Source organism: Achromobacter seleniivolatilans, assembly GCF_030864005.1.
Lineage (GTDB): Bacteria > Pseudomonadota > Gammaproteobacteria > Burkholderiales > Burkholderiaceae_B > Achromobacter > Achromobacter seleniivolatilans.
In genome coordinates this window covers 3,492,091-3,516,745 of sequence record NZ_CP132976.1, presented here as the reverse complement: position 1 = coordinate 3,516,745, position 24,655 = coordinate 3,492,091, and the positions used below count along the sequence as shown (strand labels likewise).

Sequence of the window (24,655 nt, the reverse complement as noted above, 5' to 3'; positions counted from 1 at the left end):
CGATAGCCTCCGGCTATGCGGTGCATTGGCGAAGTCTCTTTGACGGCGGGGTCCGATTCGTGGATTATCCAAGTATATTCTTGGATAAATAAAGAGAGCGAATCATGAAGGTAAGAACAGGGGCGTTGATGGCGGGGGCCGTGACGCTGGCCGTGGCGCTGGCGGGCGGAGGGCTGTACTGGAAATTTGGCGGCGCGGCGCAAAAGGGCGGTTGGGCCATGGCGCCCGCCAAAGTTGCGGTAGCGCCTGCCGTACTGGCTGACTTTCCGATGGCATTGAGCGGTATCGGCTCCCTGGAAGCGGTGCGCCAGGTGCAGGTGCCCGCCGAAGCCGACGGCCGCATCGCGCAGATTTTGTTCACGCCGGGCGAGCACGTGAAGGCCGGCCAGTTGCTGGTGCTGATGAACGATGCCCCCGAACAGGGTGAATTGGCGCGTTTGCAGGCGCAGACGCGCAATGCGCGGACCTTGCTTGATCGCACCCGCCGCCTTTTGCCGCAACAGGCCGCCACGCGGGAACAACTGGATCAAGCCCAGTCGGACTACGAGCAGGCAGCGGCAGACATGAAGCGGGTACAGGCACTGATTGAGCAAAAGCGCGTCAAGGCGCCGTTTGATGGCGTGTTGGGCGTGCGCCGCGTGAACCTGGGCCAATTCGCCCGGGCCGGCGACCCGCTGGTGTCCCTGACCGACGCATCCAGCATCTACGCCAACATCACGTTGCCCGAACAGGCGCTGGGCGCATTGCGAGCGGGCCAGCCTGTGACCTTGACCGTGGACGCTCACGCCGGGCGTCAATTTGAAGGCAAGGTCACCACGATAGAGCCGCAGGTGGACCCCGGTACCCGCACCGTGCGCGTGCAGGCCACATTGGCCAATGCCGACGGCGCGTTGGCCGCAGGTATGTTCGCGCATGGCCGCATTGGCCTGCCTGACCGCCCCAACGTGATTACCGTTCCGGAAACCGCAGTCAGCTACAGCGCCTACGGCGATTCCGTTTATGTGCTGACGGCGCCCAAAACGGATCAGCAGGGCGCAGGCCCCACGGTGCGCCAGGCCTATGTCAAGACGGCCGAGCGCGTGCGCGGGCGGGTCGTGGTGATAGAAGGGTTGGAGGCAGGCGATCAGGTCGTGACGTCAGGCCAATTGCGTCTGCACAACGGCGCGGCTGTTGAAGTCACTGCCCAGGACACCGTGGCGCTGGGCAGTCCCCAGCAAACCGTGGCGCAAGCCCGGTAATGCGCAGGAGGCTCCCATGAAATTCACCGATCTTTTTGTGCGCCGCCCGGTGCTGGCCCTGGTGGTCAGCACCCTGATCCTGCTCTTGGGCATCAAGGCGTTAAGCGGACTGCCCGTGCGGCAGTATCCGCTGACCGAAAGCACCACCATCACCGTCACCACCCAGTATCCGGGCGCATCGCCCGATCTGATGCAAGGCTTTGTCACGCAACCCATCGCGCAATCGGTCGCGACGGTTGAAGGCATTGATTATCTGTCGTCGTCTTCCACCCAGGGCCGCAGCGTCATCACGGTGCGGATGAAATTGAACGCCGACTCCAACAAGGCCATGACCGAGGTGATGGCCAAGGTCAACGAGGTCAAGTACCGCCTGCCGCAAGACGTGTACGACCCGGTGCTGGTCAAGTCCGCCGGCGAGGCAACGGCTGTGGCTTACGTGGGCTTTTCCAGCAACACGTTGTCTTTGGCGGAGTTGACCGATTACCTGTCGCGCGTGGTGCAGCCGCAGCTGTCTTCGATTGACGGCGTGGCCAGCGTGGAACTCTCCGGCGGACAAAAGCTGGCCATGCGGGTCTGGCTGGACCCCAACCGGATGGCTGCTCGCGGCATTTCGGCGGGCGAACTCGCCCAGGCCCTGCGCGACAACAACGTGCAGGCGGCTCCCGGCCAGGCCAAGGGGCTGTATGTGGTGTCCAACATTCAGGTCAATACGGATCTGATCAACGTGGCGGAATTCCGCGACCTGGTGGTCAAGCGCGAAGGCGATGCCATCGTGCGGCTGGGCGATGTGGCCACGGTGGAACTGGGCGCGGCATCTACGGATTCCAGCGGCCTGATGGATGGAGAACCTGCGGTTTATTTCGGCTTGAACGCCACACCGGTGGGTAATCCGCTGGTCATCGTCAAGCGCCTGCAAGAACTTTTGCCCAGCATCAAGCAGAATCTGCCGCCGGGCACCGAGGTGCAGTTGCCGTTTGAACTGGCCCGCTTCATCAGCGCATCCATTGATGGAGTCAGAGACACGCTGTTGGAAGCCGTTGCGATCGTTGTGGTGGTGATCTTCTTGTGCCTGGGATCGCTGCGCGCCGTGCTGATTCCCGTCATCACGATACCGCTGTCCATGCTGGGCGGCGCGGCAATCATGGCGTTGTTCGGCTTCAGCGTGAATCTGCTGACCTTGCTGGCCATGGTGCTGGCTATCGGGTTGGTGGTGGACGACGCCATCGTGGTGGTCGAAAACGTGCACCGCCATATCGAAGAGGGTAAGTCCCCGGTGCGCGCGGCGCTGATCGGCGCGCGCGAAGTGGCTGGGCCGGTCATCGCCATGACGATCACGCTGGCTGCCGTGTACGCGCCCATCGGGTTGATGGGCGGACTGACAGGGTCGCTCTTCAAGGAGTTCGCGTTTACGCTGGCCGGCGCCGTTGTGGTGTCAGGCGTGATCGCATTGACGCTGTCGCCCGTCATGAGTTCGTTCCTGCTGAACAGTCGCGTCTCTGAAGGATGGATGGCGCGCCGGGCCGAGCATTTCTTTACACGCTTGGGCGCGGCCTATGGCCGGGTGCTTGATGTGTCGCTGCATCACCGCTGGGTGACCGGTCTGATCGCGGTTGCCGTTCTGATCAGTCTGCCGTTCCTGTACAACTCGGCGCAGCGCGAACTGGCGCCGGTCGAGGATCAGTCCATGGTGCTGACGGCAATCAAGTCGCCTCAGCAAGCCAATATCGACTACGTTGAAAAGTTCGGCAAGAAGTGGGACGACGTGATGAAGACGCTGCCCGAACAGAACGGCCGCTGGCTGATCAACGGTTCGGACGGCGTATCCAATAGCATTGGCGGCGTGAGCCTGGTGTCTTGGGACCAGCGGGAGCGTTCCGCCGAACAGCTTCAGGCCGACGTGCAAACGCGTATGAACCAAGTCGAAGGCAGCAACATCTTCGCCTTTCAACTGCCGTCCTTGCCAGGTTCTACAGGCGGGCTGCCCGTGCAGATGGTGCTGATGAGCGCGGCCGACTATCCCGTGGTCTACGAGACCATGGAGACCCTGAAGCAAGCCGCGCGCGAAAGCGGCCTGTTCATGGTCGTGGATAGCGACCTGGACTACAACAACCCCGTCGTGCAACTGAAGGTGGATCGCGCCAAGGCCAACAGCCTGGGCGTCACCATGAAGGATGTCGGCGAGACGCTGGCCGTGCTGGTTGGCGAAAACTATGTCAACCGCTTCGGCATGGATGGGCGGTCCTATGACGTTATTCCGCAAAGCCTGCGTGAGCAGCGCATCTCGCCCGAATCCCTGGCTCAGTTCCACGTCAAGAGCGCGAGCGGCGCGCAGGTGCCGATGTCCAACATTGTGACGGTGTCCATGGGCGTGGAACCGAATCAACTGACCCAGTTCAACCAATTGAACGCCGCCACCTTCCAGGCGATTCCGATGCCGGGCGTCACGATGGGCGACGCGGTGCAGTTCCTGTCCAAGCAGGCGCAAACGCTGCCGGCAGGCTTTAGCTACGACTGGCAATCCGATGCTCGCCAGTTCAGCCAGGAAGGTTCGGCGCTGATGGTCACGTTTGCCTTCGCCATTATCGTGATCTATCTGGTGCTGGCTGCGCAGTACGAAAGCCTGCGAGATCCCTTCATCATTCTGGTCAGCGTGCCGATGTCGATCTGCGGCGCTTTGATACCGCTGGCGCTGGGCATGGCAACGATCAATATCTACACCCAGATCGGTTTGGTGACGCTGATCGGATTGATCAGCAAACACGGCATCCTGATGGTGGAGTTCGCCAATGAGATGCAGGTCAGCCACGGTCTGGACAGGCGCGCCGCCATGGAACAGGCGGCCCGTATCCGCCTGCGCCCGATTTTGATGACAACCGCCGCCATGGTCATGGGCCTGATTCCGCTGTTGTTTGCCAGCGGCGCGGGCGCGCACAGCCGCTATAGCCTGGGCCTCGTCATTGTGGTGGGGTTGCTGGTGGGAACGCTGTTCACGCTGTTTGTGCTGCCCACGGTCTATACCGTGTTCGCCCGCGATCACCGGGCAGCCCACGACACGCCGCGCGCACGCGAGCTGGCGCGGGCGCAGGCTGAAGACGCCCAGGCGTCCGCGTAGTCTTAAGGAATCAATCATGAATCAACGTTATCTGCCTATCCGCTTGCGCCGCGGCGCCACGGTATTGTTGGCTGCACTGGCCATGGCCGGATGCGCCGTCGGGCCCGATTATCAGAAACCTTTGGCGGCGACGGTGACGCTGGCCAGCCCCGAGCAGGCGCTGTTTTCCAACGGCCAACTGCAACGCGACTGGTGGCGGCAATTGCAGGACGCGCAGTTGGACCGGCTGGTGAGTCTGGCGCTGGACCGCAACCACGACATTCGCATCGCACAGGCGCGGCTGGCTGAATCTCGCGCCGTGCTCGATGAAAAGGAACTGGACCAATTGCCCGCCGTGACGCTGGACGGCCGCTATGAGCGCAGCTTGTCGCAAGCCAACGCCGGGACAACCGGGCAACGCAATCTGGCACAAAGTTACCGGGCGGGGTTTGACGCCACTTGGGAGCTGGACCTGTTCGGCCGCTTGCGCCGAGCAGCCGAGGGGGCGGCGGCGCGCAGCGAAGCACAAGCCGCGGACTTGGCCCAAACCCGCATCGTGGTGGCGGCCGAGGTGGCGCGCAATTACTTTGAACTGCGCGGCGCTGAGCAACGCTTGCAAGTGGCGCGCGCCAATCTGGAGAGCCAAGGCGATAGCCTGCGCGTGATCCAGGCCATGGTGTCGGCCGGGCGCGGAGACGAGGGCGATCTGGCCAGTGCGCGCGCCGAATGGGAAACGGTGCAGGCCAGCGTGCCGGTTCAGGTAACGGCACGGCGGCTGGCGCTGTACCGGATCGCCGTGCTGGCCGGGCTGCGTCCGGTGGAACTAGGCGAACTGGATGCTGGAAAACCGCTCACGCCGTTGACGGCCCGGTTGCCTATTGGCGACGTGGGGGCGTTGTTGTCGCGCCGTCCGGACATTCTGGCCGCGGAGCGCAATATGGCGGCGGCCAATGCGGATGTGGGGGTGGCTACCGCCGAGTTGTACCCGCGTATCGATCTGGGGGGATTCCTGGGTTTTGTGGCCTTGCGGGGCGCTGATTTCGGCACGGCGTCCAGCCGGGCGTTCAGCGTGGCATCCGGGGTCAATTGGCCCGCGTTCCACTTGCCCACGGCGCTGGCGCGCAAGCGCGGTGCGCAGGCGCGTTCCGAGGGCGAGGTAGCGCGATACGAGCAGACCGTGCTGCGGGCGGTAGAGGAACTGGAATCGGCGTTGACCGAATTCGGCCAGACGCAACAGCGGTTGGGCAATCTGGCGCAGGCAGCGGCGCATAGCGGGCGGGCAGCGGAATTGGCGCAACTGCGCTACCGCGAAGGCAGCGCCCCTTATTTGACGGTGCTGGATGCGCAGCGTACGCTTTTGCGCGCCCAGGATGCCGTCGCGGTCGCCGAAACCGAGTCCTATACCCGCCTGATTGCGCTCTACAAGGCGCTGGGAGGCGGCTGGGAAGCGCCATTGGCGGCGCCTGGGTCTTCGGCCGCGTCCGCAAAACCTGCGGCCGGCTGACTGCTACCCCGCGTTCGTGGCAACATAGGAAAACACTTGGAGTTTCGTTCACCTCATGTCTGACAGCCTGTCCCAACCCGTCACCTGGATGCCCCACCAACCGGCGGATCGTGTGCTGATGGCCTTGAAGACGCGCGGCCCGCAATCCGTCGCCGTCATCGCCCGCGCCATGGACCTGACCGCCGAGGCGGTGCGCCAGCAAATGACGCGCCTGCACGCGGATGGATTGGTCGATTCCGAAAGCCACAGCGCGGGGCGGGGGCGGCCCACGCAAATCTGGTTTCTGACGGAAGCCGGCCATGGCCGGTTCCCGGATACCCATGCAGAAATGACGGTGCAGATGATAGGCGCCGTGCGTCAGGTGTTTGGCGACGAGGGGGTCGAAAAGCTGATCCAGGTTCGCGAGGCCGGCATGCTCAACAGCTACCATCAGGCGATGTTGGGGGCGACAGACCTGGGCAGCCGGCTTGAACGGTTGGCGCAGGTCCGTTCAGCCGAAGGTTATATGGCCGAACTGCGCAAGGACGGCGATGATTTTCTTTTTATTGAAAATCATTGCCCGATCTGTTCGGCGGCGAAAGCCTGTATGGGCTTTTGCCGAAGCGAGCTGGAACTGTTCCGCAACGTGTTGGGCGAAAACGTGCAAGTCGATCGCGAAGAACACATTTTGTCTGGAGCAAGACGCTGCGCGTACCGCGTTCGCAACCATAAGCGCACGCCCGGCGCCTGATAGCGGCCGGGTTCTGGTTCAAGACCTATCGCGCCGCACCTATCTACGAACCTGTATCTGCTTCCGGCTGCGTCTCCCAGCCGCCCAGCGCCTTGTACAACTCCACTGCATTGACCAAACGGCGCTGTTGCAGGCGGATGTATTCCTGCTCGGAGTCGAACAGGCTTCGCTGTGCTTCCAGCATCTCCAGATAGTTGGCGACGCCACGGTCATAACGCCTTTCGGCCAGCCGCTGCCGATCGCGGTCGGCGTCGCGCACTTTGCGTTGCGCATCGATTTGGATGCGCAATGTATCGCGGGCGCTTAACGCATCCGCCACTTCACGGAAGGCCCGTTGGATGCTGCCCTCATACTGCGCCACCGCAATATGCTTGCGGGTTTCGGCCAAGGAAAGGTTGGCGTTGTTGCGGCCAGCGTTGAAGATGGGCAGCGTCAGCTTCGGCGCGAATACCCAATTGCCGGTGCCGGACCCGAACAGGTCAGAAAAGCTGCCGGCCGTTGTGCCGATATCGGTTGTCAGTTGCACGGACGGAAAGAAAGCGGCGCGGGCGGCGCCGATGTCGGCGTTGGCGGCGAGCAGCGTATTCTCTGCTTGCCGCAGATCGGGACGGCGCGACAGTAACGCCGATGGCAAGCCCGCCGCCAGCGGTGTCAACGTCTGATTCTCCAGCAGAACCCCGTCCGTGCCCGCAGGCAGTGAAAAATCGCCCGCCAGCAGACCCAACGCGTGGACAGCCTGCCGGTATTCGCGGCTGAGTTCGGCGTGGGTCGCACGCGAGGTCTCCACCAGCATCTGCGCGGTGCGTAAACCGATGGCGGTTTCCAGTCCGGCGTCGTAGCGCCGCTGCGTCAGTGTCAACGAGGCTTCGCGAAGCGCTATCGTGCTCTCGGTAAGGCGCAATTGTTCGGCAATCGAGCGCTGGTTGAACACCGCCGTGGCGGTTTCCGCCACCAGCGATAGCGAGGCTGCGCGGTGCGCTTCCTCGCTGGCCAGGTAGCGCGACAGCGCCGCGTCGCTCAGACTCTTTACGCGGCCGAAAAAATCCAACTCGAAAGCGGTAATGCCAACTGCCGCGCGGTACCGGTTGGCCACGGGCAGACCCGCCTGGCCGGGTTCAACGCTACGGCCGCGGCTGAATTCGCCACTGCCGTCTATTGCAGGCAGCCGGTCGGCCTGCTGCACGCCATACAGCGCACGCGCTTCCTGAATGCGCAGCGCCGTCACGCGCAGATCGCGATTGTTTGCCAGCGCGGCCGCAATCCAGGCCTGCAATACGGGGTCGCCGAAGTAGGCGCGCCAGTCTTGCGGCATGGCTGCCTGCCCATCCTCCGCCGGTGTGTCGTAAGCCGTGGGGATAGGCGCCGCCGGGCGCTCGTAGGCGGGCGCCAAGGAGCACCCGGCCAGCGCCAGCGTCAGCAAGCTTATGGCTGCCGTTTTCATTGGTGAGACTCCAGCGTGTCGCCGCCGGTTTGGCGAGCGGGGCGGGCGCGGCCGCCAAACAGACGGCCCACTATCAAGAAAAACAACGGCACCAGGAAGATTGCCAGCACGGTAGCGGTGATGATGCCGCCCAGCACGCCGGTGCCGATTGCGGCCTGTGCGCCGGAAGCCGCGCCGGTGGCCAGAGCCAGCGGCAATACGCCCACTCCGAAGGCCAACGATGTCATCACAATCGGGCGCAGCCGCAGGCGCGCGGCTTCCAGCGTGGCGGACACAATGCCCTGACCGTCGCGCACCAGATCTTTCGCCACTTCAACAATCAGAATGGCATTCTTGGCGGACAGCCCGATGGTGGCGATCAACCCCACCTTGAAGTAGATGTCGTTGGGCATGCCGCGCAGGGTCACGCCCAGCACCGCGCCAATTACGCCCAAAGGCACCACCAGAATCACCGCCAGCGGGATGGACCAGCTTTCGTACAACGCGGCCAATGCCAGGAACACAATCAGCACAGACAGCGCGAACAAAGCGCCCGCCTGATTGCCGGACAGCCTCTCCTCGTACGATTGTCCCGACCAGTCAAAGCCGATGCCGCGCGGCAGGTTGGCGGCAAGCTCTTCCATGGCGCGCATGGCCTCACCCGTGCTGTGGCCCTTGGCTGCCGATCCGTTGATCGTGAATGCGGGAAAACCGTTGTAGCGATTCAGCTGAGGCGGGCCCATCGTCCACTTCAAGGTGGTGAAAGCCGACAGCGGCACCATCTGTCCCTGCAGATTGCGCACATGCAGACGGGAAACGTCGTCCACGTCGACTCGGCTTTTGCCGTCCGCCTGAACCGTCACGCGCCGCACTTGGCCGTTGTGCATGAAGTCACCGATGTAGTCCGAGCCATACATCACAGCGAGCGCGGTGTTGATCTCTTCCACCGTGACACCCATGGCCTGCGCCTTGTCGCGATCGACGTTCAACTGCAACTGGGGCGCTTCTTCCTGGCCGGCAAATACCACTTCGGTCAGCGCAGGATGCTTGGCCGCGGCCGCGAGCAATTGCTGGCGTGCCTGCGTCAGCGCCTGATAACCCAGCCCGGCGCGATCCTGCAAGCGGAAGTCAAAGCCCGATGCGGACCCCAGGTCTGGCAGGGGAGGCGAATTAAGGGCGAACACCGTGGCGTTCTTACGTTCGGAAAACGCCTTGTTGATGCGTTTGACCACGGCGTCCACGTGCTTGCTGCTATCGCGGCGTTCTTTCCAGTCTTTCAACGTCACAAAGAACATGGCGGAGTTCGGCCCGCTGCCGTACAGGCTGAAGCCATTGACCGAATAGACGTATTCGACGGGCTCGTTGGCCAGCATGTAGCGCTCAACCTCTTTCACCAGCGCCATCGTGTCGCTTTGGGGCGTGCCTTGCGGCAAGATGACCATGGCCATGAAGCTGCCTTGATCTTCGTCTGGCAGAAACGAAGAGGGCAGGCGCATAAACAGGAAGACCACGGCGGCGATAACGGCGATGTAGGCCAGGCCGAAGCGCACCGGCCGGGCCAGCAGGCCGGCGACGCGTGCGGTGTAGCGGTCTGTCATCCGGGCAAAGGCGCGGTTGAACCAGCCGAAGAATCCGCGCTTTTCGTGATGGCCGGCGGGTATGGGCTTGAGCAGCGTGGCGCACAGCGCGGGCGTGAGCGACAGCGCCAGGAAGGCCGAAAACGCAATCGACACGGCCAACGTCACCGCAAATTGGCGATAAATATTGCCGACCGCGCCGTCAAAGAAGGCCATCGGCACGAACACCGACACCAGCACTACCGTGATGCCCATGATGGCGCCGCTGATCTGCCGCATGGCGCGTACCGTGGCGTCGTGAGCCGACAGGCCTTCCTCGGCCATGATGCGTTCCACGTTTTCCACGACCACGATGGCATCGTCAACCAAGATGCCGATGGCAAGCACCATGCCGAACATGGTCAGCACATTGATGGAAAAACCCAGCCACAACATCACGCCCAAGGTGCCCAGCAGCGCAACCGGCACCACCAGCGTGGGGATCAGGGTAGCCCGAAGATTCTGCATGAACAGATACATCACGCAGAAAACCAGGGCAACGGCTTCCAAGAGCGTCATCAGCACCTTCTGGATCGAGATCTCGACGAAGGTGGACGTTTCGTAGGGCAGGTCATAGGTGACGCCCGGCGGGAAGTACTGTGCCAGCTCGTCCATGGTGGCGCGGATGCGGCGCGTGGTTTCCACGGCGTTCGAACCCGGCGCCAGCTTGATACCCAGGCCGGTGCCGGTCATGCCGTTCACGCGCGACAGGTACATATAGTCCGTGCCGCCCAATTCCACGCGCGCCACGTCTTTCAAGCGCAGGGTGGCGCCGCCCGGCTGCGTACGCAGAGGGATGTTGGCGAATTGCTCGGGTGTTTGCAGGGACTCGCCCGCCACGATGCTGGCGTTCAACGGCGCATCTTTGGGCACTGCCTGGTTGCCCAGCTCGCCGATGGTGACGCGCGCGTTGTGGCTGCGCAGCGCGGTCACGATATCGCCAGGGGTCAGTGACATGGCGGTCAGCTTGGCCGGATCTGGCCAGATGCGCATGGCGGCTTCCGCGCCAAAGGATTGCACCTTGCCAACGCCTTCCACGCGGCGCAGGGCTTGCAGCACATTGGATGCCGCCAACTCGCCCAGCTGGATGTCGTCCATGCTGCCGTCCGACTTCAAGGACACGACCAGCTGAATGTTGTCCGCCGCTTTTTCCACGCGCACGCCGTCCCGGCGCACGGATTCGGGCAGGCGCGGTTCAACCGCTTTCAAGCGGTTCTGCACTTCCACGGCCGCGATGTCCGGGTTCGTGCCTTGCTTGAAGGTCAGGTTGATGCTGGCCCAGCCGGTGGAATCGCTGGACGACGACGTATACATCAGGCCGGGCGCGCCGTTCATTTCCCGTTCGATGATGGCGGTGACGGCTTCTTCGACCACCTTGGCAGAGGCGCCGGGGTAGCTGGCGCCAATGTTGACGACGGGCGGAGCAATGTCCGGATACTGGGCGACCGGCAAAGACCGGATCGACAAAATGCCGACCAGCACGATCAAGAGTGAGATCACCCAGGCAAAGACGGGGCGATCAATGAAGAAACGCGCCATGGTTTATCCCTTCTTGCCGTCAACGGCAGCCAGCTCGCCTGGCGCCGCTTTTTCGACCGGCTTGATCTTTTGGCCTGCGGCAAGTTGCGCGGCGTTTTCCACGACGATGCGTTCGCCGCCTGACAAGCCTTGCGTGATGACCCAGTTCGGGCCTTGCAGCCGGTGCGCCACCACCGCAATCTTGCGCAACTCGCCTGCCGCGTCAGCGGCCAAAAGATGCGCGCCGTCGGCATTGCGCAGCAGCGCATCGCGGGGCACCAGATAGGTGTCGCGGTTGATGGCCTGTTCCAGCTGCACGCGCACATACATGCCCGGCAGCAACTCACGGCCAGGGTTCGCGAACAGGGCGCGCATCGTCACGTTGTCCGTGCCCGGGTCTACCGCCAGATCCGCAAAAGACAACGTGCCGCCGCGCGCGTATTCGGAACCGTCGGGCAGTATCAGCCGGACCTGCACCTGATCCGGCGCCACGCCTTGCAGCGCGCCTGCGCGGATCTGTTTTTGCAGCTGCATGACTTCGCCTGCGGGTTGCGCGAAGTTCACGTAAATGGGATCGATCTGTTGCACCACCGTCAGCGGCGTGGCCTGGCCTTCGCCGACCAGCGCGCCTTCGGTTACCAGGGCGCGGCGCGCCCGGCCGTCGATGGGCGAGGTGACGCGGGCATAGCCCAGCCGCAGTTTTGCGCTTTGCAGATTGGCCCGGGCCAGCGCCACCTGGGCGCGGGCCTGCCGTTCGTCGGCCACGCTCTCGGCATGATCGCGTTCACTGATGGCGCGGTCGCTGACCAGGTCCGCGTAGCGGCGCAGCTTGTCTGCGGCGGCCGACAAGCTGGCTTGAGCGCGCGCCAGGTTCGCGGCCTCGGAGTCATAGGCCGCCTGCAAAGGCGCAGGGTCGATCTGGAACAGCGCAGCGCCACGCGCCACGTCCTGGCCTTCTTCGTACAGGCGTTCAGTCACGATGCCGGCCACTCGGGCGCGGACTTCGGCTTCGCGATAGGGCTCCAGCCGGCCTGGCAGGTCGGTGACGACTGCGGTAGGCGTGGCTGCGGCCACGATGACGCCGATCTCGGCGGGCGCCTTGGCTTCGTCTTCCGGCGCTGGCTTTGAGCAAGCGGTAATAAGAACCAATACAGGAAATAGGGAGAGCGTTCGGAGAATGGCTCGATGCTTCATTTTTTATTGTGTTGTGGTGGGTCCAGGGGATGGACCAGGGGTTCCGGACCCGGGAATGCGCGGATTTTCCCGGTGGGGAGGCGAGTCTATCATTTAATCCGTCACGCTTGATTGATTACTTTGTTCGAAAGTATTCTTTGCGCTGCACACTTCTTAACAGTGTGAAAAGGCGGCTCCAGCATCAGTGGGCCGCCTTTTTTTCTAACCTTTTTCAATGGAGGTCTCCCGCATGGCCCGCAAGACGAAAGAAGAGTCCCAACGCACCCGCGATCGCATCCTGGATAGCGCGGAACACGTGTTCCTGTCCAAAGGGGTGGCCAGCACCACCATGAGCGACATTGCTGATCACGCGGGTGTCTCCCGGGGCGCCGTCTACGGCCATTACAAAAACAAGATCGACGTCTGTATTGCCATGTGCGACCGCGCGTTGGGCGAGGCCGCAACGCTGACTCAGGTGCCCGTGGAAGGCGAATCGCTGGAGTCGCTCTACGTGTCCATGCGCCAGTTCATCCAGGTTTATTCAGAAGCGGGATCGACGCAGCGCGTGCTGGAAATTCTGTACCTGAAGTGCGAGCGCAACGACGAGAACGCGCCGCTATTGCGCCGCCGTGATCTCTGGGAGCGGTACGCGTTGCGCACGTCCGAGAAGCTGCTGCGCGCGGCCGTCCAGCGCGAAGATCTGCCCGCTGCGCTCGACGTGCCCCTGTCCAATATTTATCTGCACTCGCTTGTGGACGGCGTGTTCGACAGCATCTGCTGGTCTGATCGCCTGAAGGACGACATCTGGCCTCGGGTCGAGCGCATGTTGCGCGCCGGCATTGATACGTTGCGCTTGTCGCCACACCTGCTGATGCCGCGCCTGGCCTAGTGCGGCGCTGCGCCCCTACAATCCGCGCATGACCCTCAAGCAACTCGAAGCCTTCTATTGGGCCGCCACCTGCGCCAGCTTCGCCGTGGCCGCCGAACGGCTGCATCTGTCGCTGTCATCCTTGTCCAAGCGCATCACCGAGCTTGAGGAAACACTGGGCCAGCAGTTGTTCGATCGCAGCGGTCACAAGGCCGCGCTGACCAGCGCGGGGCAGCGGCTGGTGCCACAGGCCCGCGAACTGCTGGCCGCCGCCGATCAGGTCCGGGCTTCCATGACCGAATCTCCCGGCTTGCGCGGGCGTTGCCGTTTCGGCGTCGGCGAACTGACGGCACTGACCTGGCTGCCTCGCCTGATTGGTGGCGTGCGCGCCGCCTATCCCGATCTGGTGCTGGAACCTTATGTGGACATAGGCCAGGTTCTGGAGCAGCGCGTAGCCGATGGAGAGCTCGATTTCGCCGTGATCGCCGGCCGCTCTTCACGCGTGAACATTGCCTCCACGACCATAGGCCATGCGCGGTTTGCCTGGGCCGCGTCACCCGCGGTGCTGGACGGCGAAACCCGCATGACCCCTGCCTTGCTGGCCCGTTTGCCGCTCGTCACCTTGCCGGCAGGGGCCGGCACGACCCGCATCATCGACGACTGGCTATCTGGCGGCTTTGCGATCGGTGAACGGCTCTGCTGCAACAATTGGGGGGCCATTGCCGGGCTGTTGATTGAAGGCACAGGGGTGGGGCTGCTGCCCAGCCATTGGGCCGACGCGCTTGCGGCCGAAGGCAGCCTGCGTGTCCTGACAGGGGAACCGGAGCTGGCCGTCTTGCCCTACGCCTTCCACTACCGCCGGGACGATTCCCGCCCGCTGGTCGCGCGGATGGGCGACGCGGTCGCTGCCGCCGTGGATTTCTCGGCGCCTTGCCGTCTTCCCTGAGCCTCGTGTCCGCAAGGCGGTCGTCACTTGCAGGAATTTAGCGTTCCGACAGCCGGCTCTCTATACAATCGCCGCGCGCCTGGCGCAGAATCCAACAAGAACGTGCGCAACGGGGGGATGGGCCCGGCGATGCAGCACGGCTCGGGGTCTGTTCCCCCTCGCCAGGCGGTGCGCCCACGGCGTGCGGGGAAGCAGGCCGACCTGAATCGACGGAGATCATTCATGCGTAAACTTTGCCTCGCCATGGCCATGGCGGGAATGCTGGCTAGCGGACTGGCGCAAGCCCAGTCCACCTTGCGTATCGGTTTGCAGGACGACCCGGACGTGCTGGACCCGGTGCGCGCCCGCACCTTTGTGGGCCGTATCGTCTTCGCGTCGCTGTGCGACAAGCTGGTCGATATCACCCCCGATCTGAAGATCGTGCCGCAGCTGGCGCAATCCTGGACCGTTGGTCCGGACAACAAGACGCTGACGTTCAAGCTGCGCACCGACGCGGTCTTCCATGACGGCACGCCGGTCAACGCCGCGGCCGTCAAGGCCAACCTGGACCGCGCCCGCACCCTGCCTGACAGCAACCGCAAGAGTGAACTCGTGACCGTCGCCAGCGTTGACGCGCCGGACGCCACCACTGTCGTGCTGAACCTGTCCGAACCCGACGCCTCGCTGCTGTCGCAGTTGTCGGACCGCGCCGGCATGATGATGTCGCCCGCCACCTTCGACAAAGATCCTGGCAGCAAGCCGGTTTGCTCCGGCCCGTACCAATTCAAAGAGCGCGTGCAGAACGACCGCATCGTGCTTGAGAAATTTCCTAAATATTGGGATGCGGCCAATTACCACTTTGACCGCCTGGTCTACACGCCGATTCCCGACAACACCGTACGTTTGAACAATCTGCGAGCGGGCGATCTGGATATCATTGAGCGCGTGGCGCCCAGTGACGCCAAGGCTGTGAAGGACGACGCCAATCTGCGTCTCGCGCCCGTGACCGGCCTGGGCTTCCAGTCGATTTCGGTCAACCTGGCCAATGGCGCGCGCGCCAACAACCCGCTGGCCAAAGACAAGCGCGTGCGTCAGGCGCTGGATCTGGCCATTGACCGCGACGTGCTGAACCAGGTGATCGGCGAAGGCATGTTCCAGCCCGCCTACCAGCCGTTCCCGCCCGCAAGCTTTGCGTACAACACCGCCTTTGAACACAAAGGCCGCGATCCCAAGAAGGCGCAAGCGCTCTTGAAGGAAGCCGGTTTTGACCGCGTGAAGTTCGAGATCACCTTTGGCAACAACACGACGATGCAACAGGTGTTTGAGCTGGTTCAGGCCATGGGCGCCGAAGCCGGTTTTGACATCACCTTGCGTCCGGTGGAGTTTGCTTCCCTGCAATCGTCCCTGGCCCGTGGCGACTTCGAAGTGGGTCAAAGCGGCTGGTCCGGCCGGGTCGATCCCAGCGGCAACATCCATCAGTACTTGAGCTGCAAGGGCAACCTGAATGACGGCAAGTTCTGCGATGCCGGTGTCGACAAGCTGTTGAACGACGCTCGCGCAGAAGCCGATACGGCCAAGCGCCGCGCGATGTACGACCAGGTGCTGACGGCCATGCAAGACCAGCGCCCGATCGTCTACCTGTTCTATCTGCCGTGGACGTTTGGCGTGCAGAAAAAGCTGGAAGGCTTCGTGCCTTACCCTGACGGCCTGATCCGCCTGAAGGGCGTCACTGTCGCCAAGAAGTAAAGCAAGGCCCGCCCAAAAGGGCGGGCCTTATTGCATGTGCCCCGGCACTGCGTGTCTGACATCCGCTACACAGGATTCCTTATGTTTACGACTCGCCCGGAAATTCTCGGCACCTTTGGTGTCGTGACCTCCACCCATTGGCTGGCCAGCGCGGCCGGCATGTCGCTGCTGGAACGCGGCGGCAATGCGTTCGATGCTTGTGCGGCCTCGGCCTTCGTGCTGCAAGTCGTGGAGCCCCATCTTGTCGGCCCGGCCGGCGAAGTGCCCGCTGTGTTCTATTCGGCGCGCACCGGCAAGGTTGAAGTGCTGTGCGGCCAGGGCACTACGCCCGCTGCCGCCACGCTGGAGCGTTACCGCGCCGAAGGACTGAAGCTGATTCCCGGCAATGGCCTGCTGGCAACGGTGATTCCAGGCGCGTTTGACGCCTGGATGCTGCTGCTGCGCGACCATGGCACGATGCGCGTGCGCGACGTGCTTGAACCCGCGATCTATTACGCGGAGCACGGTCATGCGCTGATGCCCCGCATCTCCAACACCATTGCCGGCTTGAAGGACTTCTTCGAGACTCACTGGCCCACGACCGCTCAGGTCTACGTGCCGGGCGGCCAGGTGCCGCAGGCCCGCAAACTGTTTCGCAACCCGGCCCTGGCGCGCACCTGGACCCGCGTCCTGAAAGAAGCCGAAAGCGTGGGCGCGGATCGTGAGCGCCAGATCGAAGCGGCCCGTGATGCGTTCTATCGCGGCTTCATCGCTGAAGAAATCGACAAGTTCGCCCGCAACACCGACGTCATGGATGAAAGCGGTACGACGCATCGCGGTGTCATCACCGCGGACGATCTGGCAGGCTGGTCCGCCAGCTACGACAAGCCGCTGACGTATGACTATCACGGGTACACCGTGGCCAAGGCTGGCGCATGGAGCCAGGGTCCGGTCTTCCTGCAAACGCTGGCCTTGTTGAAGAACATGGATCTGGCGGGCGTCGGCCCCAATAGCGCCGAATTCGTCCACCGCGTCACGGAAGCCATGAAGCTGGCCTTCGCCGACCGCGAAGCCTATTACGGCGATCCCGCATTCATTGATGTGCCGCTGGCGCATTTGCTGTCAGACGAATACAACGACGAACGCCGCGTGCTGATCGGCGAGACCGCGTCGCACGACCTGTTGCCCGGCCAGGTGCCCGGGTTTGAGGCGCAAGTGGCCCGCGTCATGGATACGCTGGAACGCTTGTCCAAAGTCTCGGCCCCGGGCAGCGCCACCAATGAACCCACGCTGGCCGATATGCGCGCGTCCGCAAAACGTGGCGACACGACCCACGTGGACGTCATCGACCGTTGGGGCAACATGATTTCGGCCACGCCGTCGGGCGGCTGGTTCCAATCTTCGCCGGTGATCCCGGAGCTGGGTTTCGGTTTGAATACCCGTGCCCAGATGTTCTGGCTGGAAGAAGGTTTGCCGGGTACGCTGGCCCCGGGCAAGCGCCCGCGCACCACGCTGACGCCGTCCCTGGCGCTGCGCGATGGCAAGCCTTACCTGGCTTTCGGCACGCCTGGGGGCGACCAGCAAGAGCAATGGCAATTGATGTTCTTCCTGCGCCACGTGCATCACGGCTTGAATCTGCAGGAATCCATCGACCTGCCCATGTCGCACACCATGCATTTCCCCACGTCGTTCTATCCCAGGGACCGCAAGCCGGGTCATCTGGCGGTGGAAGCCAGCTTCGGCCCCGAGGTCATCGAAGCCCTGCGCCAGCGCGGGCATCAGATCGAAGAAGTGGCTGAATGGTCCGTGGGCCGTCTGACCGCGGCCTCGCGTGACGAAGACGGGCTTTTGCACGCGGCGGCCACGCCGCGTCTGATGCAGGCATACGCCATCGGCCGCTGACCGGGCCACGGGCGAGGTTTCTTTCGCGCGGGCGTCACGCCCGCGCGAAAGAAACCGCCTTGCAGCGCTTTACCCGCATGGGCTATCTTTCTCCCATGACGTCATCTCAGCAGCACCCGGCAAGCGGGGCGCCTTCCCTGACGGGACAAGAACCACTCTTCATCGTCCTCAATACCGGATCGGGGCGCGGCGACGCGCAGATCCTGCAGGACACCATACGCCGCATTCTTGATGAGGCGGGCCGGCGCTATACGCTGGTGCCGGTGGATGATCCCTCTCATCTGATCGAAACCTCTGAACGCGCCGTCAAAAGCGCGCAGGACGAGCATGGCGTGGTGATTGCGGCGGGTGGCGACGGCACGCTCAATGCCGTGGCCAGCACCGTGCTGGGCAAGGGCGTGCCCTTCGGCATCCTGCCTCAGGGCACCTTTAATTATTTCGGCCGCAGCTACGGCATCTCGCAGGACACCGAAGTCGCGCTGCGCGGTTTCCTGCAAGGCCATGTGCAGCCTGTGCAGGTCGGCCTGCTCAACGGCCGCCTGTTTCTGGTCAACGCCAGCCTGGGCCTGTATCCGAAGCTGCTGGAAGACCGTGAGGCCTATAAACAGAAGTATGGCCGCAGCCGCCTCGTGGCGCTTTGGTCGGGGCTGGTCACCTTGCTGAGGGCGCCGCGTCAACTAAGGCTGCAACTGGAATACGAAGGGCGCGCCCGCGATCTGCGCTCGTTGACGCTGGTGGTCGGCAACAACAAATTGCAGCTTGAACACATCGGCATCGAGTCCCAGGAACTGGAACACAACCGCTTGGTGGCCATGGCCGCCCGGCCGGTGGGTACGCTGGCGCTATATGGTCTGCTGCTGCGCGGTCTGCTTAGCCGCCTGGGGGATGCCGAGCACGTCATCAATTTCGCCTTCGATCGCCTGACGGTACACATTCGAGGGCGTCAACGCGTCAAAGTGGCGATGGACGGAGAGATATCCTGGATGAACACCCCGTTGGAATTCAAAGTGGCTGAAGACCGGCTGCCGTTGGTTGTGCCGGCGGATTCGCAATACCTGGATCGCTCATGACGCGTATCTTGCAGTTGTCCGATACGCACTTCGGCACCGAACGTAAACCCGTGGTCGAGGCCGCGCTGGATCTGGCCCGTTCGTTGAATCCGGATCTGGTCGTGCTTAGTGGCGATATTACGCAGCGGGCGCGGCGCGGGCAGTTCGCGGCGGCGCGCAAGTTCATCGAACGCCTGTCGCTACCGGTTCTGACGGTGCCGGGCAATCACGACATTCCCCTCTTTAACCTGTTTGCCCGGGCACTCAATCCTTACGGCAACTACAAGCGGGCGTTGGGCGCGGTGCTGGAACCCGTATTCGAGAATGCCGGTCTGTTAGCTATCGGCGTCAATACCACCCGGCCGCGCCGCCGCAAGGACGGCGAGATCTCCGATGGTCAAATCGCCAGAGTGGCGCAACGTCTGCGCCAGGCGCGGCCGGGCCAGTTAAGAATCGTGGTCGCCCACCATCCTGTGCGCGCCAAGGTTGAATCCGATCTGTCCAATTTGCTGATCGGCCGTGAGCGCGCGCTGGCGGCATGGGCACAGGCGGGCGTGGACCTGATCCTGGGCGGCCATATCCATTTGCCCTATGTGCTGCCGCTGACTGCGGCAGGCCAGCCAGCGGGCTGGATTGTTCAGGCGGGCACCGCCTGCTCGCACCGGGTGCGGGGCAGCGTGCCCAATTCGGTCAACGTGATCACGCGTGAAGACGAGGGCGACGGCCCTGTATGCCATGTCGAGCGTTGGGACTACGCCGCAGGAACCCATGCTTTTGCGCCAGTCGACAAGACACTGGTCACGCTGTAGCGTGCGTCCAGGGGCGGGGCTTACTCTTTATCGACGGTAATTCATGACCGATGTCTACGCGGCATGGGCTGCGGCCCATGCCCTTCAATTGCTGGTCGCGCTACCCCTGTTGTCCGGCGGGGCGGCGTTGTTGATATTGCAAGGCTATGTCCGCGCGTCCCGGCGCGGCCGTGCCGTTATCTTCGGCGCCGGATTCGGTGTTGCTCTGCTGATGTTTCTGGCGTTGGCGGCAGCGGTGGGGCAGCAGGGCGCTGTCGTGGCTTTTGATAGTGCGCTGGCCGGCGCGTTGAGCCTATCTATGGATAGCTCGCTATTGTGGCTGCTGTCGTGGTTCACCTACCTGGGGGATCGCAACTTGCTGACGGTGCTCGCTGTCGCGATGACGCTTTATCTGCTGTGGCATCGTCTGTGGCGGCTGGCAGCGTTTTGCGCGATAGCGACAGGGGTTGGCGGCGCGCTGAATTGGCTGTTCAAACATACTTTTGAGCGCGTCCGGCCAGACCACGACCACGGCTTCGCCAACGCGCTTGGCTGGAGTTTTCCCAGCGGGCACGCCTCGGCCGCGATGGCGGTCTATGGCACAGCCTGCTACCTGGCGTGGCGGCTTGCGCCGCAGACCTGGCGCTGGCCCTGCGTGGCAATCAGCGCCGCCTTGATCATGGCGATAGGACTCAGCCGCATCCTGCTGCAAGTGCATTTCGCCAGTGACGTGGCGGCGGGTTTTGCCATCAGCCTGGCATGGCTGGCGCTTTGCGTGGCCGTGGTTGAACACGGCCGGGCGTCAAACGGGCCGGAGCAAGGCTTTCAGCAGTCGTGACTCCAGAGCGGTGGCATTCTGCGCCAACAACCGCGATGCGCTGGTGTAGCGCCCGCCCGCGCTGACGATCGCCTGGTCCAGCTGGCTCGCGCGCTCGGCGGGGGGCGGTTCCAGGTCCACGATCAGCTTGCCGGCCACGGAAGCGGTCACTTCGCCGTCGCTAAACCGTTCCAGGGTGCGGTCAATTTCCCGTTCCCGGGGCAGGGCCAGCACGATGGTGTCCGACTCAGCCAGAGCCTCGCGGGCAGAGGTAGCCAGCGTGGCGGTTCCGCGAAAATCTTCGCACCGGTCCGGTTCGATGTCATAAACGGTCAATGCAATATCCGGTTCGGCTTCCAGCAAACGCTGGGCGGCCCAGGTGCCGGTTCGGCCCATGCCGACGACGCTGATGCGCAAGCTCATGACTTGGGCACAGACCACGTGCTCACGATATGGGCCAGCGGTTCGTCCGAGCCCTCGCCAGTCAGCAGCACTTCGCCGGCAGACAGCCGGCCCACTTTCAGCAACCGCGCATCTGCGTAAATGGCGCCCGCCGGGCTCTTGCGCAAAAAATTGATGGTCAGGCTGGCCGTGACCGCGTGGGCCTGACCGGTAGCGCCCACGACGGCAGCGTACATCGCCAGGTCTGCCAAACCCATCAGCATCGGTCCTGCCACGATTCCTCCCAACCGCTGATGGGCGTCTCGGGCGGGCAGCACGGCTCGCGCAGTGCCGCGCCCGATGTGCACGACGTCAATGCCCAGCAGCAATGAAAAGGGATGCTGATCGGCCAGCAAAATGTGGAAGTCAGCCAGGCTGATCAGTGGGGCATCTGTCTTGGCGGCTACGGCGGTTGCGGTCATCGTTGTTCCAGGGCGAGGCAATAGTTGTCCAGCAGGGCGTCGGCTTGCTGGTCCAGAGACTTCAAGCGATGGGTGTGCAGCAACAGCAACAGCCCCATCAGATAGGTGAAGCAGTTCATCTGTTCAACGGCCACGGCCTCGGGCGGCCAGGCTTTGGTCCGGGCCAGCGCAAAACCCAGCAGGTCGACGCATTGACGCAGGCGGGCGTTGAGTTTTTCGTCCATATCGCGCCCCAGGCCGCGCGGCCCCAGTCCCTGAAACAGGTACATACCTAGCGAGAAATCGGTCCGCCGTTCGGCGTAGTAGCCAAAAAACGCATGAATCGTGTTGCGGGCGGACATTCGTGCACTACCCGCGCGGGCAATGTCGGCCAGATGTGAGTGCAATCGTTGAAGCGATTCGTCCAGCAATGCCCCGTAAATGGTTTCCTTGCCGGCGAACCACGGATAAATGGCGCCCGTGGTGCAGCCCGCCTCTTTGGCAATCGCCCGGATCGTGGTTTTTTCCAGTCCGTCGCGTTCGAACACCCGTTGGGCGGCATCCAGGATCAATTGCCGGCGTAATGCGCTTAGGCGTTCATTGCGGTCGGCGCGGGCGGAAGAGGTGGGCATGAAGGTCCAAAATTCAGGAGCATCGGATGGCGTCGATCATATCGATGATTTTTATTAATAACAACGTTATCTGCTGATTGAAGTCTTACGAGCCCATCCCGAGTTCACGGTTGGGAGCGATGCCAGAAAGGCTTCAAAGCGGATCGACAACACGCAGAAAGCAGCCTGAAAGCCGGTCGCAATTTCGTGGTGGATAATTGGGGGCAGGGCTGAAAGACGCATGGATACTTGCTTGTGTGTTTTGCTTCGGGTTAGCCCTAGCAGCTTTGCCGGTGCACCTGCCCGATGTTGCAAGATCCCAACACGGGCACGGTAAACCAGCACTTTTCTGACGCTGACCATAGCCAGCCCCCTCGATTTTTGATGCAATAGCGTCAACTTCCCTTCGCGGAGTTAGGGGGGCGGCAGGCTGGTTTGCTGGATTGCTGCTCTTGTCACTCAAATCAACGGAGATTTCTTAAATGAAAAAGACTCTGCTCGCTGCCGCCCTGCTCGCCGGTTTTGCCGGTGTCGCCCAGGCAGAAACGTCTGTCACCCTGTACGGCATCATCGACACGGGCCTCGGCTACAACAAGATCAGCGGCTCGGCCGTTGAGTCCGCCAATGGCAGCCGTTTTGGCATGATCAACGGCGTCCAGAACGGTTCGCGCTGGGGTCTGCGTGGTTCGGAAGACCTGGGTGACGGCTTGCGCGCTGTTTTCCAACTGGAATCGGGTTTCAACTCCGGTAACGGCAATTCCGCTCAAGGCGGCCGCCTGTTCGGTCGTCAAGCCACCGTCGGTCTGGCCAGCGACAGCTGGGGCCAACTGGACTTCGGTCGTCAAACCAACATCGCGTCGAAGTACTTCGGCTCGATCGATCCGTTTGGCGCTGGCTTCGGTCAAGCTAACATCGGCGTGGCTCTGAGCGCCGCCAACACCAACCGCTACGACAACATGGTCATGTATCAGACCCCGTCGTTCAGCGGCTTCCAGTTCGGTATTGGCTACTCGTTCAACGTGAACGACAACACCGCTGGTCAAACCGGCTTCAAGACCGCCGACAACACCCGCGCCATCACGACCGGCCTGCGTTACGTCAATGGTCCCGTGAACGTCGCTCTGACGTATGACCAACTGAATGCTTCGAACAAGCTGTCTTACGCTGCTACCGAAGCAACCCCGCGTCAGTACGCCATCGGCGGTTCGTACGACTTTGAAGTCGTCAAGCTGGCTCTGGCCTACGCTCGCACGACCGACGGCTGGTTCGCTGGTCAATCGGTTGACACCAACATCGGCGGCGTGAACTTCGGTTCGAACGCCTTCGCTGACGGCTTCAAGGCCAACTCGTACATGGTCGGCCTGTCCGCCCCGATCGGCGGCGCAAGCAGCCTGTTCGGTTCGTGGCAAATGGTTGACCCCAGCAACGACAAGTTGACTGGCGGCGACAAGACCACCAACGTGTTCTCCTTGGGCTACACGTACGACCTGTCGAAGCGCACCAACCTGTACACGTACGGTTCGTATGCTAAGAACTACGCCTTCGTGGACGGCCTGAAGTCGACCGCTGTCGGCGTCGGCATCCGTCACCGCTTCTAATCCAACGCAGGGCGCAAGCCCTGTCTGGATTTAGTGCGAAAGCGAACGAACGGGCTTCGGCTCGTTCGTAAAAAAAGCCACCCTTCGGGGTGGCTTTTTCTCATTGTCTGGACGGATTGTCCGCTTGTTGTGAGCGCGTGCCGGGCGAGTCCTGTAAGCTTCGGGTTCTGTCTCGAAAACTGCGATTGTTCCATTTGAGGAATGCAGTCTTTCACCCGCTATTCAAGCTACAGAGTTCAGCCAGAAGTAACCACGCGAATGCTACAATCCTAAGGTTTGCGCATTTGACGGACGCCTGAATGAACCTGCAACAGTATTTTCCCGTCCTGCTGTTTATCGTAGTGGCCACCCTTATCGGGTTCGCGCTTCTAACGGCCGGCTCCCTCCTTGGCCCGCGGCGTCCATACGCTGAGAAGCTGTCGCCCTATGAGTGCGGCTTCGAAGCGTTTGAAGACGCTCGCATGAAGTTTGACGTGCGCTACTACTTGGTGGCGATTTTGTTCATTCTTTTTGACCTGGAAATCGCGTTCCTGTTCCCGTGGGCTATCGCCCAAGGCACAGTCGGGCTCGTCGGTTTCTGGACGGTCATGGTTTTCCTAGCCGTGTTGACCGTCGGCTTCATCTACGAATGGAAAAAGGGCGCGCTGGACTGGGAATAACCCGCCGGGTTTTTTTCACAGCACGCTATCAGAGACGAATATGGCTATAGACGGCATTCTCAAGCAAGGGTTCATCACAACCAGCGCCGACAAGTTCCTTAATTGGGCGAAGACCGGCTCCATGTGGCCCATGACCTTCGGTCTGGCCTGTTGCGCGGTTGAGATGATGCACGCGGGCGCGGCCCGTTATGACCTGGATCAGTTCGGCATCATCTTCCGGCCCAGTCCGCGTCAGTCCGATCTGATGATCGTTGCTGGCACGCTGTGCAACAAGATGGCGCCGGCGCTGCGTAAGGTTTATGACCAGATGCCCGAACCGCGTTGGGTGGTTTCGATGGGCTCCTGTGCCAATGGCGGCGGTTACTACCACTACTCGTATTCAGTGGTCCGTGGCTGCGATCGCATCGTACCGGTAGACGTCTACGTGCCGGGCTGCCCGCCCACGGCCGAGGCGCTGGTCTACGGCTTGCTGCAGATGCAGAACAAGATTCGTCTGACCAACACGATTGCGCGCTGATGCTTTGCCTCGCCCCGCGGCAGTCGTTGCCGCAGGCCTTGCGAAACCAGCGTATCGGTTCACC

At 62.6% G+C, this 24,655-nt stretch carries 20 protein-coding genes; 14 read left to right on the top strand and 6 right to left on the bottom strand.

Annotation, left to right across the window (positions count from 1 at the left end):
* Positions 1 to 104: 104 nt before the first annotated feature.
* Genes RAS12_RS15810 through RAS12_RS15795 form a run of 4 tightly spaced genes read left to right on the top strand, consistent with a single transcriptional unit; the run spans position 105 to position 6,563 of the window.
* Positions 105 to 1,238, top strand: coding sequence for an efflux RND transporter periplasmic adaptor subunit (locus tag RAS12_RS15810; protein WP_306936957.1), 1,134 nt, complete (start codon positions 105 to 107; stop codon positions 1,236 to 1,238).
* A gap of 16 nt (positions 1,239 to 1,254) precedes the next feature.
* Entirely contained in the window at positions 1,255 to 4,350 is a 3,096-nt protein-coding gene (locus tag RAS12_RS15805) for a MexW/MexI family multidrug efflux RND transporter permease subunit (RefSeq protein ID WP_306936955.1), read from the top strand.
* A gap of 16 nt (positions 4,351 to 4,366) precedes the next feature.
* The gene (locus tag RAS12_RS15800; RefSeq protein ID WP_306936953.1) at positions 4,367 to 5,833 is read left to right on the top strand and encodes an efflux transporter outer membrane subunit; all 1,467 of its coding nucleotides are present in this window, start codon (positions 4,367 to 4,369) and stop codon (positions 5,831 to 5,833) included.
* A 55-nt stretch (positions 5,834 to 5,888) separates the two neighbouring features.
* Positions 5,889 to 6,563, top strand: coding sequence for a helix-turn-helix transcriptional regulator (locus RAS12_RS15795; RefSeq protein WP_306936952.1), 675 nt, complete (start codon positions 5,889 to 5,891; stop codon positions 6,561 to 6,563).
* 43 nt (positions 6,564 to 6,606) lie between these two features.
* Here RAS12_RS15795 and oprZ read toward each other — a convergent pair whose 3' ends face one another.
* Genes oprZ through RAS12_RS15780 form a run of 3 tightly spaced genes read right to left on the bottom strand, consistent with a single transcriptional unit; the run spans position 6,607 to position 12,311 of the window.
* Positions 6,607 to 8,004, bottom strand: a complete 1,398-nt coding sequence (gene oprZ, locus RAS12_RS15790) for a multidrug efflux RND transporter outer membrane subunit OprZ (protein WP_306936950.1) — start codon at positions 8,002 to 8,004, stop codon at positions 6,607 to 6,609.
* The gene (locus RAS12_RS15785; protein ID WP_306936949.1) at positions 8,001 to 11,138 is read right to left on the bottom strand and encodes a multidrug efflux RND transporter permease subunit; all 3,138 of its coding nucleotides are present in this window, start codon (positions 11,136 to 11,138) and stop codon (positions 8,001 to 8,003) included. Before RAS12_RS15785 ends, oprZ begins: the two co-directional genes overlap by 4 nt.
* Before the next feature lie 3 nt (positions 11,139 to 11,141).
* Positions 11,142 to 12,311 (bottom strand): MexX/AxyX family multidrug efflux RND transporter periplasmic adaptor subunit, encoded by a 1,170-nt coding sequence (locus RAS12_RS15780; RefSeq protein WP_306936947.1) that lies wholly within the window; start codon positions 12,309 to 12,311, stop codon positions 11,142 to 11,144.
* A gap of 229 nt (positions 12,312 to 12,540) precedes the next feature.
* Between RAS12_RS15780 and axyZ the strand changes: the two genes are divergently transcribed.
* The 7 genes from axyZ (at position 12,541) to RAS12_RS15745 (ending at position 20,385) form a co-directional block, all read left to right on the top strand.
* The gene (gene axyZ, locus RAS12_RS15775; protein WP_306936945.1) at positions 12,541 to 13,179 is read left to right on the top strand and encodes a multidrug efflux transcriptional repressor AxyZ; all 639 of its coding nucleotides are present in this window, start codon (positions 12,541 to 12,543) and stop codon (positions 13,177 to 13,179) included.
* Between the two features lie 28 nt (positions 13,180 to 13,207).
* On the top strand, positions 13,208 to 14,104 hold the full coding sequence (locus tag RAS12_RS15770; RefSeq protein WP_306936943.1) for a LysR family transcriptional regulator: 897 nt from the start codon (positions 13,208 to 13,210) through the stop codon (positions 14,102 to 14,104).
* A gap of 222 nt (positions 14,105 to 14,326) precedes the next feature.
* A complete protein-coding gene (locus tag RAS12_RS15765) occupies positions 14,327 to 15,829 on the top strand; it encodes an ABC transporter substrate-binding protein (protein WP_306936942.1) in 1,503 nt (500 codons plus the stop codon).
* Positions 15,830 to 15,910: 81 nt separating this feature from the next.
* Positions 15,911 to 17,710 carry a gamma-glutamyltransferase family protein gene (locus tag RAS12_RS15760; RefSeq protein ID WP_306936941.1) on the top strand — a complete coding sequence of 600 codons (1,800 nt, stop codon included), beginning with the start codon at positions 15,911 to 15,913 and terminating at the stop codon, positions 17,708 to 17,710.
* Positions 17,711 to 17,805: 95 nt separating this feature from the next.
* The gene (locus RAS12_RS15755) at positions 17,806 to 18,780 is read left to right on the top strand and encodes a diacylglycerol/lipid kinase family protein (protein WP_306951471.1); all 975 of its coding nucleotides are present in this window, start codon (positions 17,806 to 17,808) and stop codon (positions 18,778 to 18,780) included.
* A complete protein-coding gene (locus RAS12_RS15750) occupies positions 18,777 to 19,568 on the top strand; it encodes a metallophosphoesterase family protein (protein ID WP_306936939.1) in 792 nt (263 codons plus the stop codon). The genes RAS12_RS15755 and RAS12_RS15750 overlap by 4 nt, the downstream gene beginning before the upstream one ends.
* Positions 19,569 to 19,611: 43 nt before the next feature.
* The gene (locus tag RAS12_RS15745) at positions 19,612 to 20,385 is read left to right on the top strand and encodes a phosphatase PAP2 family protein (RefSeq protein ID WP_306936936.1); all 774 of its coding nucleotides are present in this window, start codon (positions 19,612 to 19,614) and stop codon (positions 20,383 to 20,385) included.
* On the opposite strand, the gene RAS12_RS15740 is transcribed toward RAS12_RS15745, so the two are convergent.
* Genes RAS12_RS15740 through RAS12_RS15730 form a run of 3 tightly spaced genes read right to left on the bottom strand, consistent with a single transcriptional unit; the run spans position 20,350 to position 21,838 of the window.
* Positions 20,350 to 20,787: an NAD(P)-binding domain-containing protein gene (locus RAS12_RS15740; RefSeq protein ID WP_306936934.1), complete on the bottom strand. Its 438-nt coding sequence runs from the start codon at positions 20,785 to 20,787 to the stop codon at positions 20,350 to 20,352. The genes RAS12_RS15745 and RAS12_RS15740 overlap by 36 nt on opposite strands.
* Complete coding sequence (locus RAS12_RS15735) at positions 20,784 to 21,227, bottom strand: PaaI family thioesterase (protein ID WP_306936932.1); 444 nt, start codon at positions 21,225 to 21,227, stop codon at positions 20,784 to 20,786. Before RAS12_RS15735 ends, RAS12_RS15740 begins: the two co-directional genes overlap by 4 nt.
* Complete coding sequence (locus RAS12_RS15730; protein ID WP_306936930.1) at positions 21,224 to 21,838, bottom strand: TetR/AcrR family transcriptional regulator; 615 nt, start codon at positions 21,836 to 21,838, stop codon at positions 21,224 to 21,226. Before RAS12_RS15730 ends, RAS12_RS15735 begins: the two co-directional genes overlap by 4 nt.
* A 461-nt stretch (positions 21,839 to 22,299) precedes the next feature.
* Here RAS12_RS15730 and RAS12_RS15725 point away from each other — a divergent pair, with 461 nt between their 5' ends.
* The 3 genes from RAS12_RS15725 to RAS12_RS15715 all read left to right on the top strand — a co-directional run bounded on the left by RAS12_RS15725 (position 22,300) and on the right by RAS12_RS15715 (position 24,591).
* Positions 22,300 to 23,415, top strand: coding sequence for a porin (locus RAS12_RS15725; protein WP_306936929.1), 1,116 nt, complete (start codon positions 22,300 to 22,302; stop codon positions 23,413 to 23,415).
* A 299-nt stretch (positions 23,416 to 23,714) separates the two neighbouring features.
* Positions 23,715 to 24,074, top strand: coding sequence for an NADH-quinone oxidoreductase subunit A (locus RAS12_RS15720; protein WP_006217959.1), 360 nt, complete (start codon positions 23,715 to 23,717; stop codon positions 24,072 to 24,074).
* A 40-nt stretch (positions 24,075 to 24,114) separates the two neighbouring features.
* Positions 24,115 to 24,591 (top strand): NuoB/complex I 20 kDa subunit family protein, encoded by a 477-nt coding sequence (locus RAS12_RS15715; protein ID WP_006217960.1) that lies wholly within the window; start codon positions 24,115 to 24,117, stop codon positions 24,589 to 24,591.
* The last annotated feature ends 64 nt before the right edge of the window (positions 24,592 to 24,655 follow it).

Bases quoted from the DNA above. Each gene is read 5' to 3' on its own strand.
- RAS12_RS15760 (WP_306936941.1), top strand. From the start codon at position 15,911: ATGTTTACGACTCGCCCGGAAATTCTCGGCACCTTTGGTGTCGTGACC.
- RAS12_RS15770 (WP_306936943.1), top strand. From the start codon at position 13,208: ATGACCCTCAAGCAACTCGAAGCCTTCTATTGGGCCGCCACCTGCGCC.
- RAS12_RS15715 (WP_006217960.1), top strand. From the start codon at position 24,115: ATGGCTATAGACGGCATTCTCAAGCAAGGGTTCATCACAACCAGCGCC.
- RAS12_RS15740 (WP_306936934.1), bottom strand. From the start codon at position 20,787: ATGAGCTTGCGCATCAGCGTCGTCGGCATGGGCCGAACCGGCACCTGG.
- RAS12_RS15720 (WP_006217959.1), top strand. From the start codon at position 23,715: ATGAACCTGCAACAGTATTTTCCCGTCCTGCTGTTTATCGTAGTGGCC.
- RAS12_RS15735 (WP_306936932.1), bottom strand. From the start codon at position 21,227: ATGACCGCAACCGCCGTAGCCGCCAAGACAGATGCCCCACTGATCAGC.
- RAS12_RS15795 (WP_306936952.1), top strand. From the start codon at position 5,889: ATGTCTGACAGCCTGTCCCAACCCGTCACCTGGATGCCCCACCAACCG.
- RAS12_RS15780 (WP_306936947.1), bottom strand. From the start codon at position 12,311: ATGAAGCATCGAGCCATTCTCCGAACGCTCTCCCTATTTCCTGTATTG.
- axyZ (WP_306936945.1), top strand. From the start codon at position 12,541: ATGGCCCGCAAGACGAAAGAAGAGTCCCAACGCACCCGCGATCGCATC.
- RAS12_RS15810 (WP_306936957.1), top strand. From the start codon at position 105: ATGAAGGTAAGAACAGGGGCGTTGATGGCGGGGGCCGTGACGCTGGCC.
- RAS12_RS15725 (WP_306936929.1), top strand. From the start codon at position 22,300: ATGAAAAAGACTCTGCTCGCTGCCGCCCTGCTCGCCGGTTTTGCCGGT.
- RAS12_RS15805 (WP_306936955.1), top strand. From the start codon at position 1,255: ATGAAATTCACCGATCTTTTTGTGCGCCGCCCGGTGCTGGCCCTGGTG.
- oprZ (WP_306936950.1), bottom strand. From the start codon at position 8,004: ATGAAAACGGCAGCCATAAGCTTGCTGACGCTGGCGCTGGCCGGGTGC.
- RAS12_RS15745 (WP_306936936.1), top strand. From the start codon at position 19,612: ATGACCGATGTCTACGCGGCATGGGCTGCGGCCCATGCCCTTCAATTG.
- RAS12_RS15785 (WP_306936949.1), bottom strand. From the start codon at position 11,138: ATGGCGCGTTTCTTCATTGATCGCCCCGTCTTTGCCTGGGTGATCTCA.
- RAS12_RS15765 (WP_306936942.1), top strand. From the start codon at position 14,327: ATGCGTAAACTTTGCCTCGCCATGGCCATGGCGGGAATGCTGGCTAGC.
- RAS12_RS15800 (WP_306936953.1), top strand. From the start codon at position 4,367: ATGAATCAACGTTATCTGCCTATCCGCTTGCGCCGCGGCGCCACGGTA.
- RAS12_RS15755 (WP_306951471.1), top strand. From the start codon at position 17,806: ATGACGTCATCTCAGCAGCACCCGGCAAGCGGGGCGCCTTCCCTGACG.
- RAS12_RS15750 (WP_306936939.1), top strand. From the start codon at position 18,777: ATGACGCGTATCTTGCAGTTGTCCGATACGCACTTCGGCACCGAACGT.
- RAS12_RS15730 (WP_306936930.1), bottom strand. From the start codon at position 21,838: ATGCCCACCTCTTCCGCCCGCGCCGACCGCAATGAACGCCTAAGCGCA.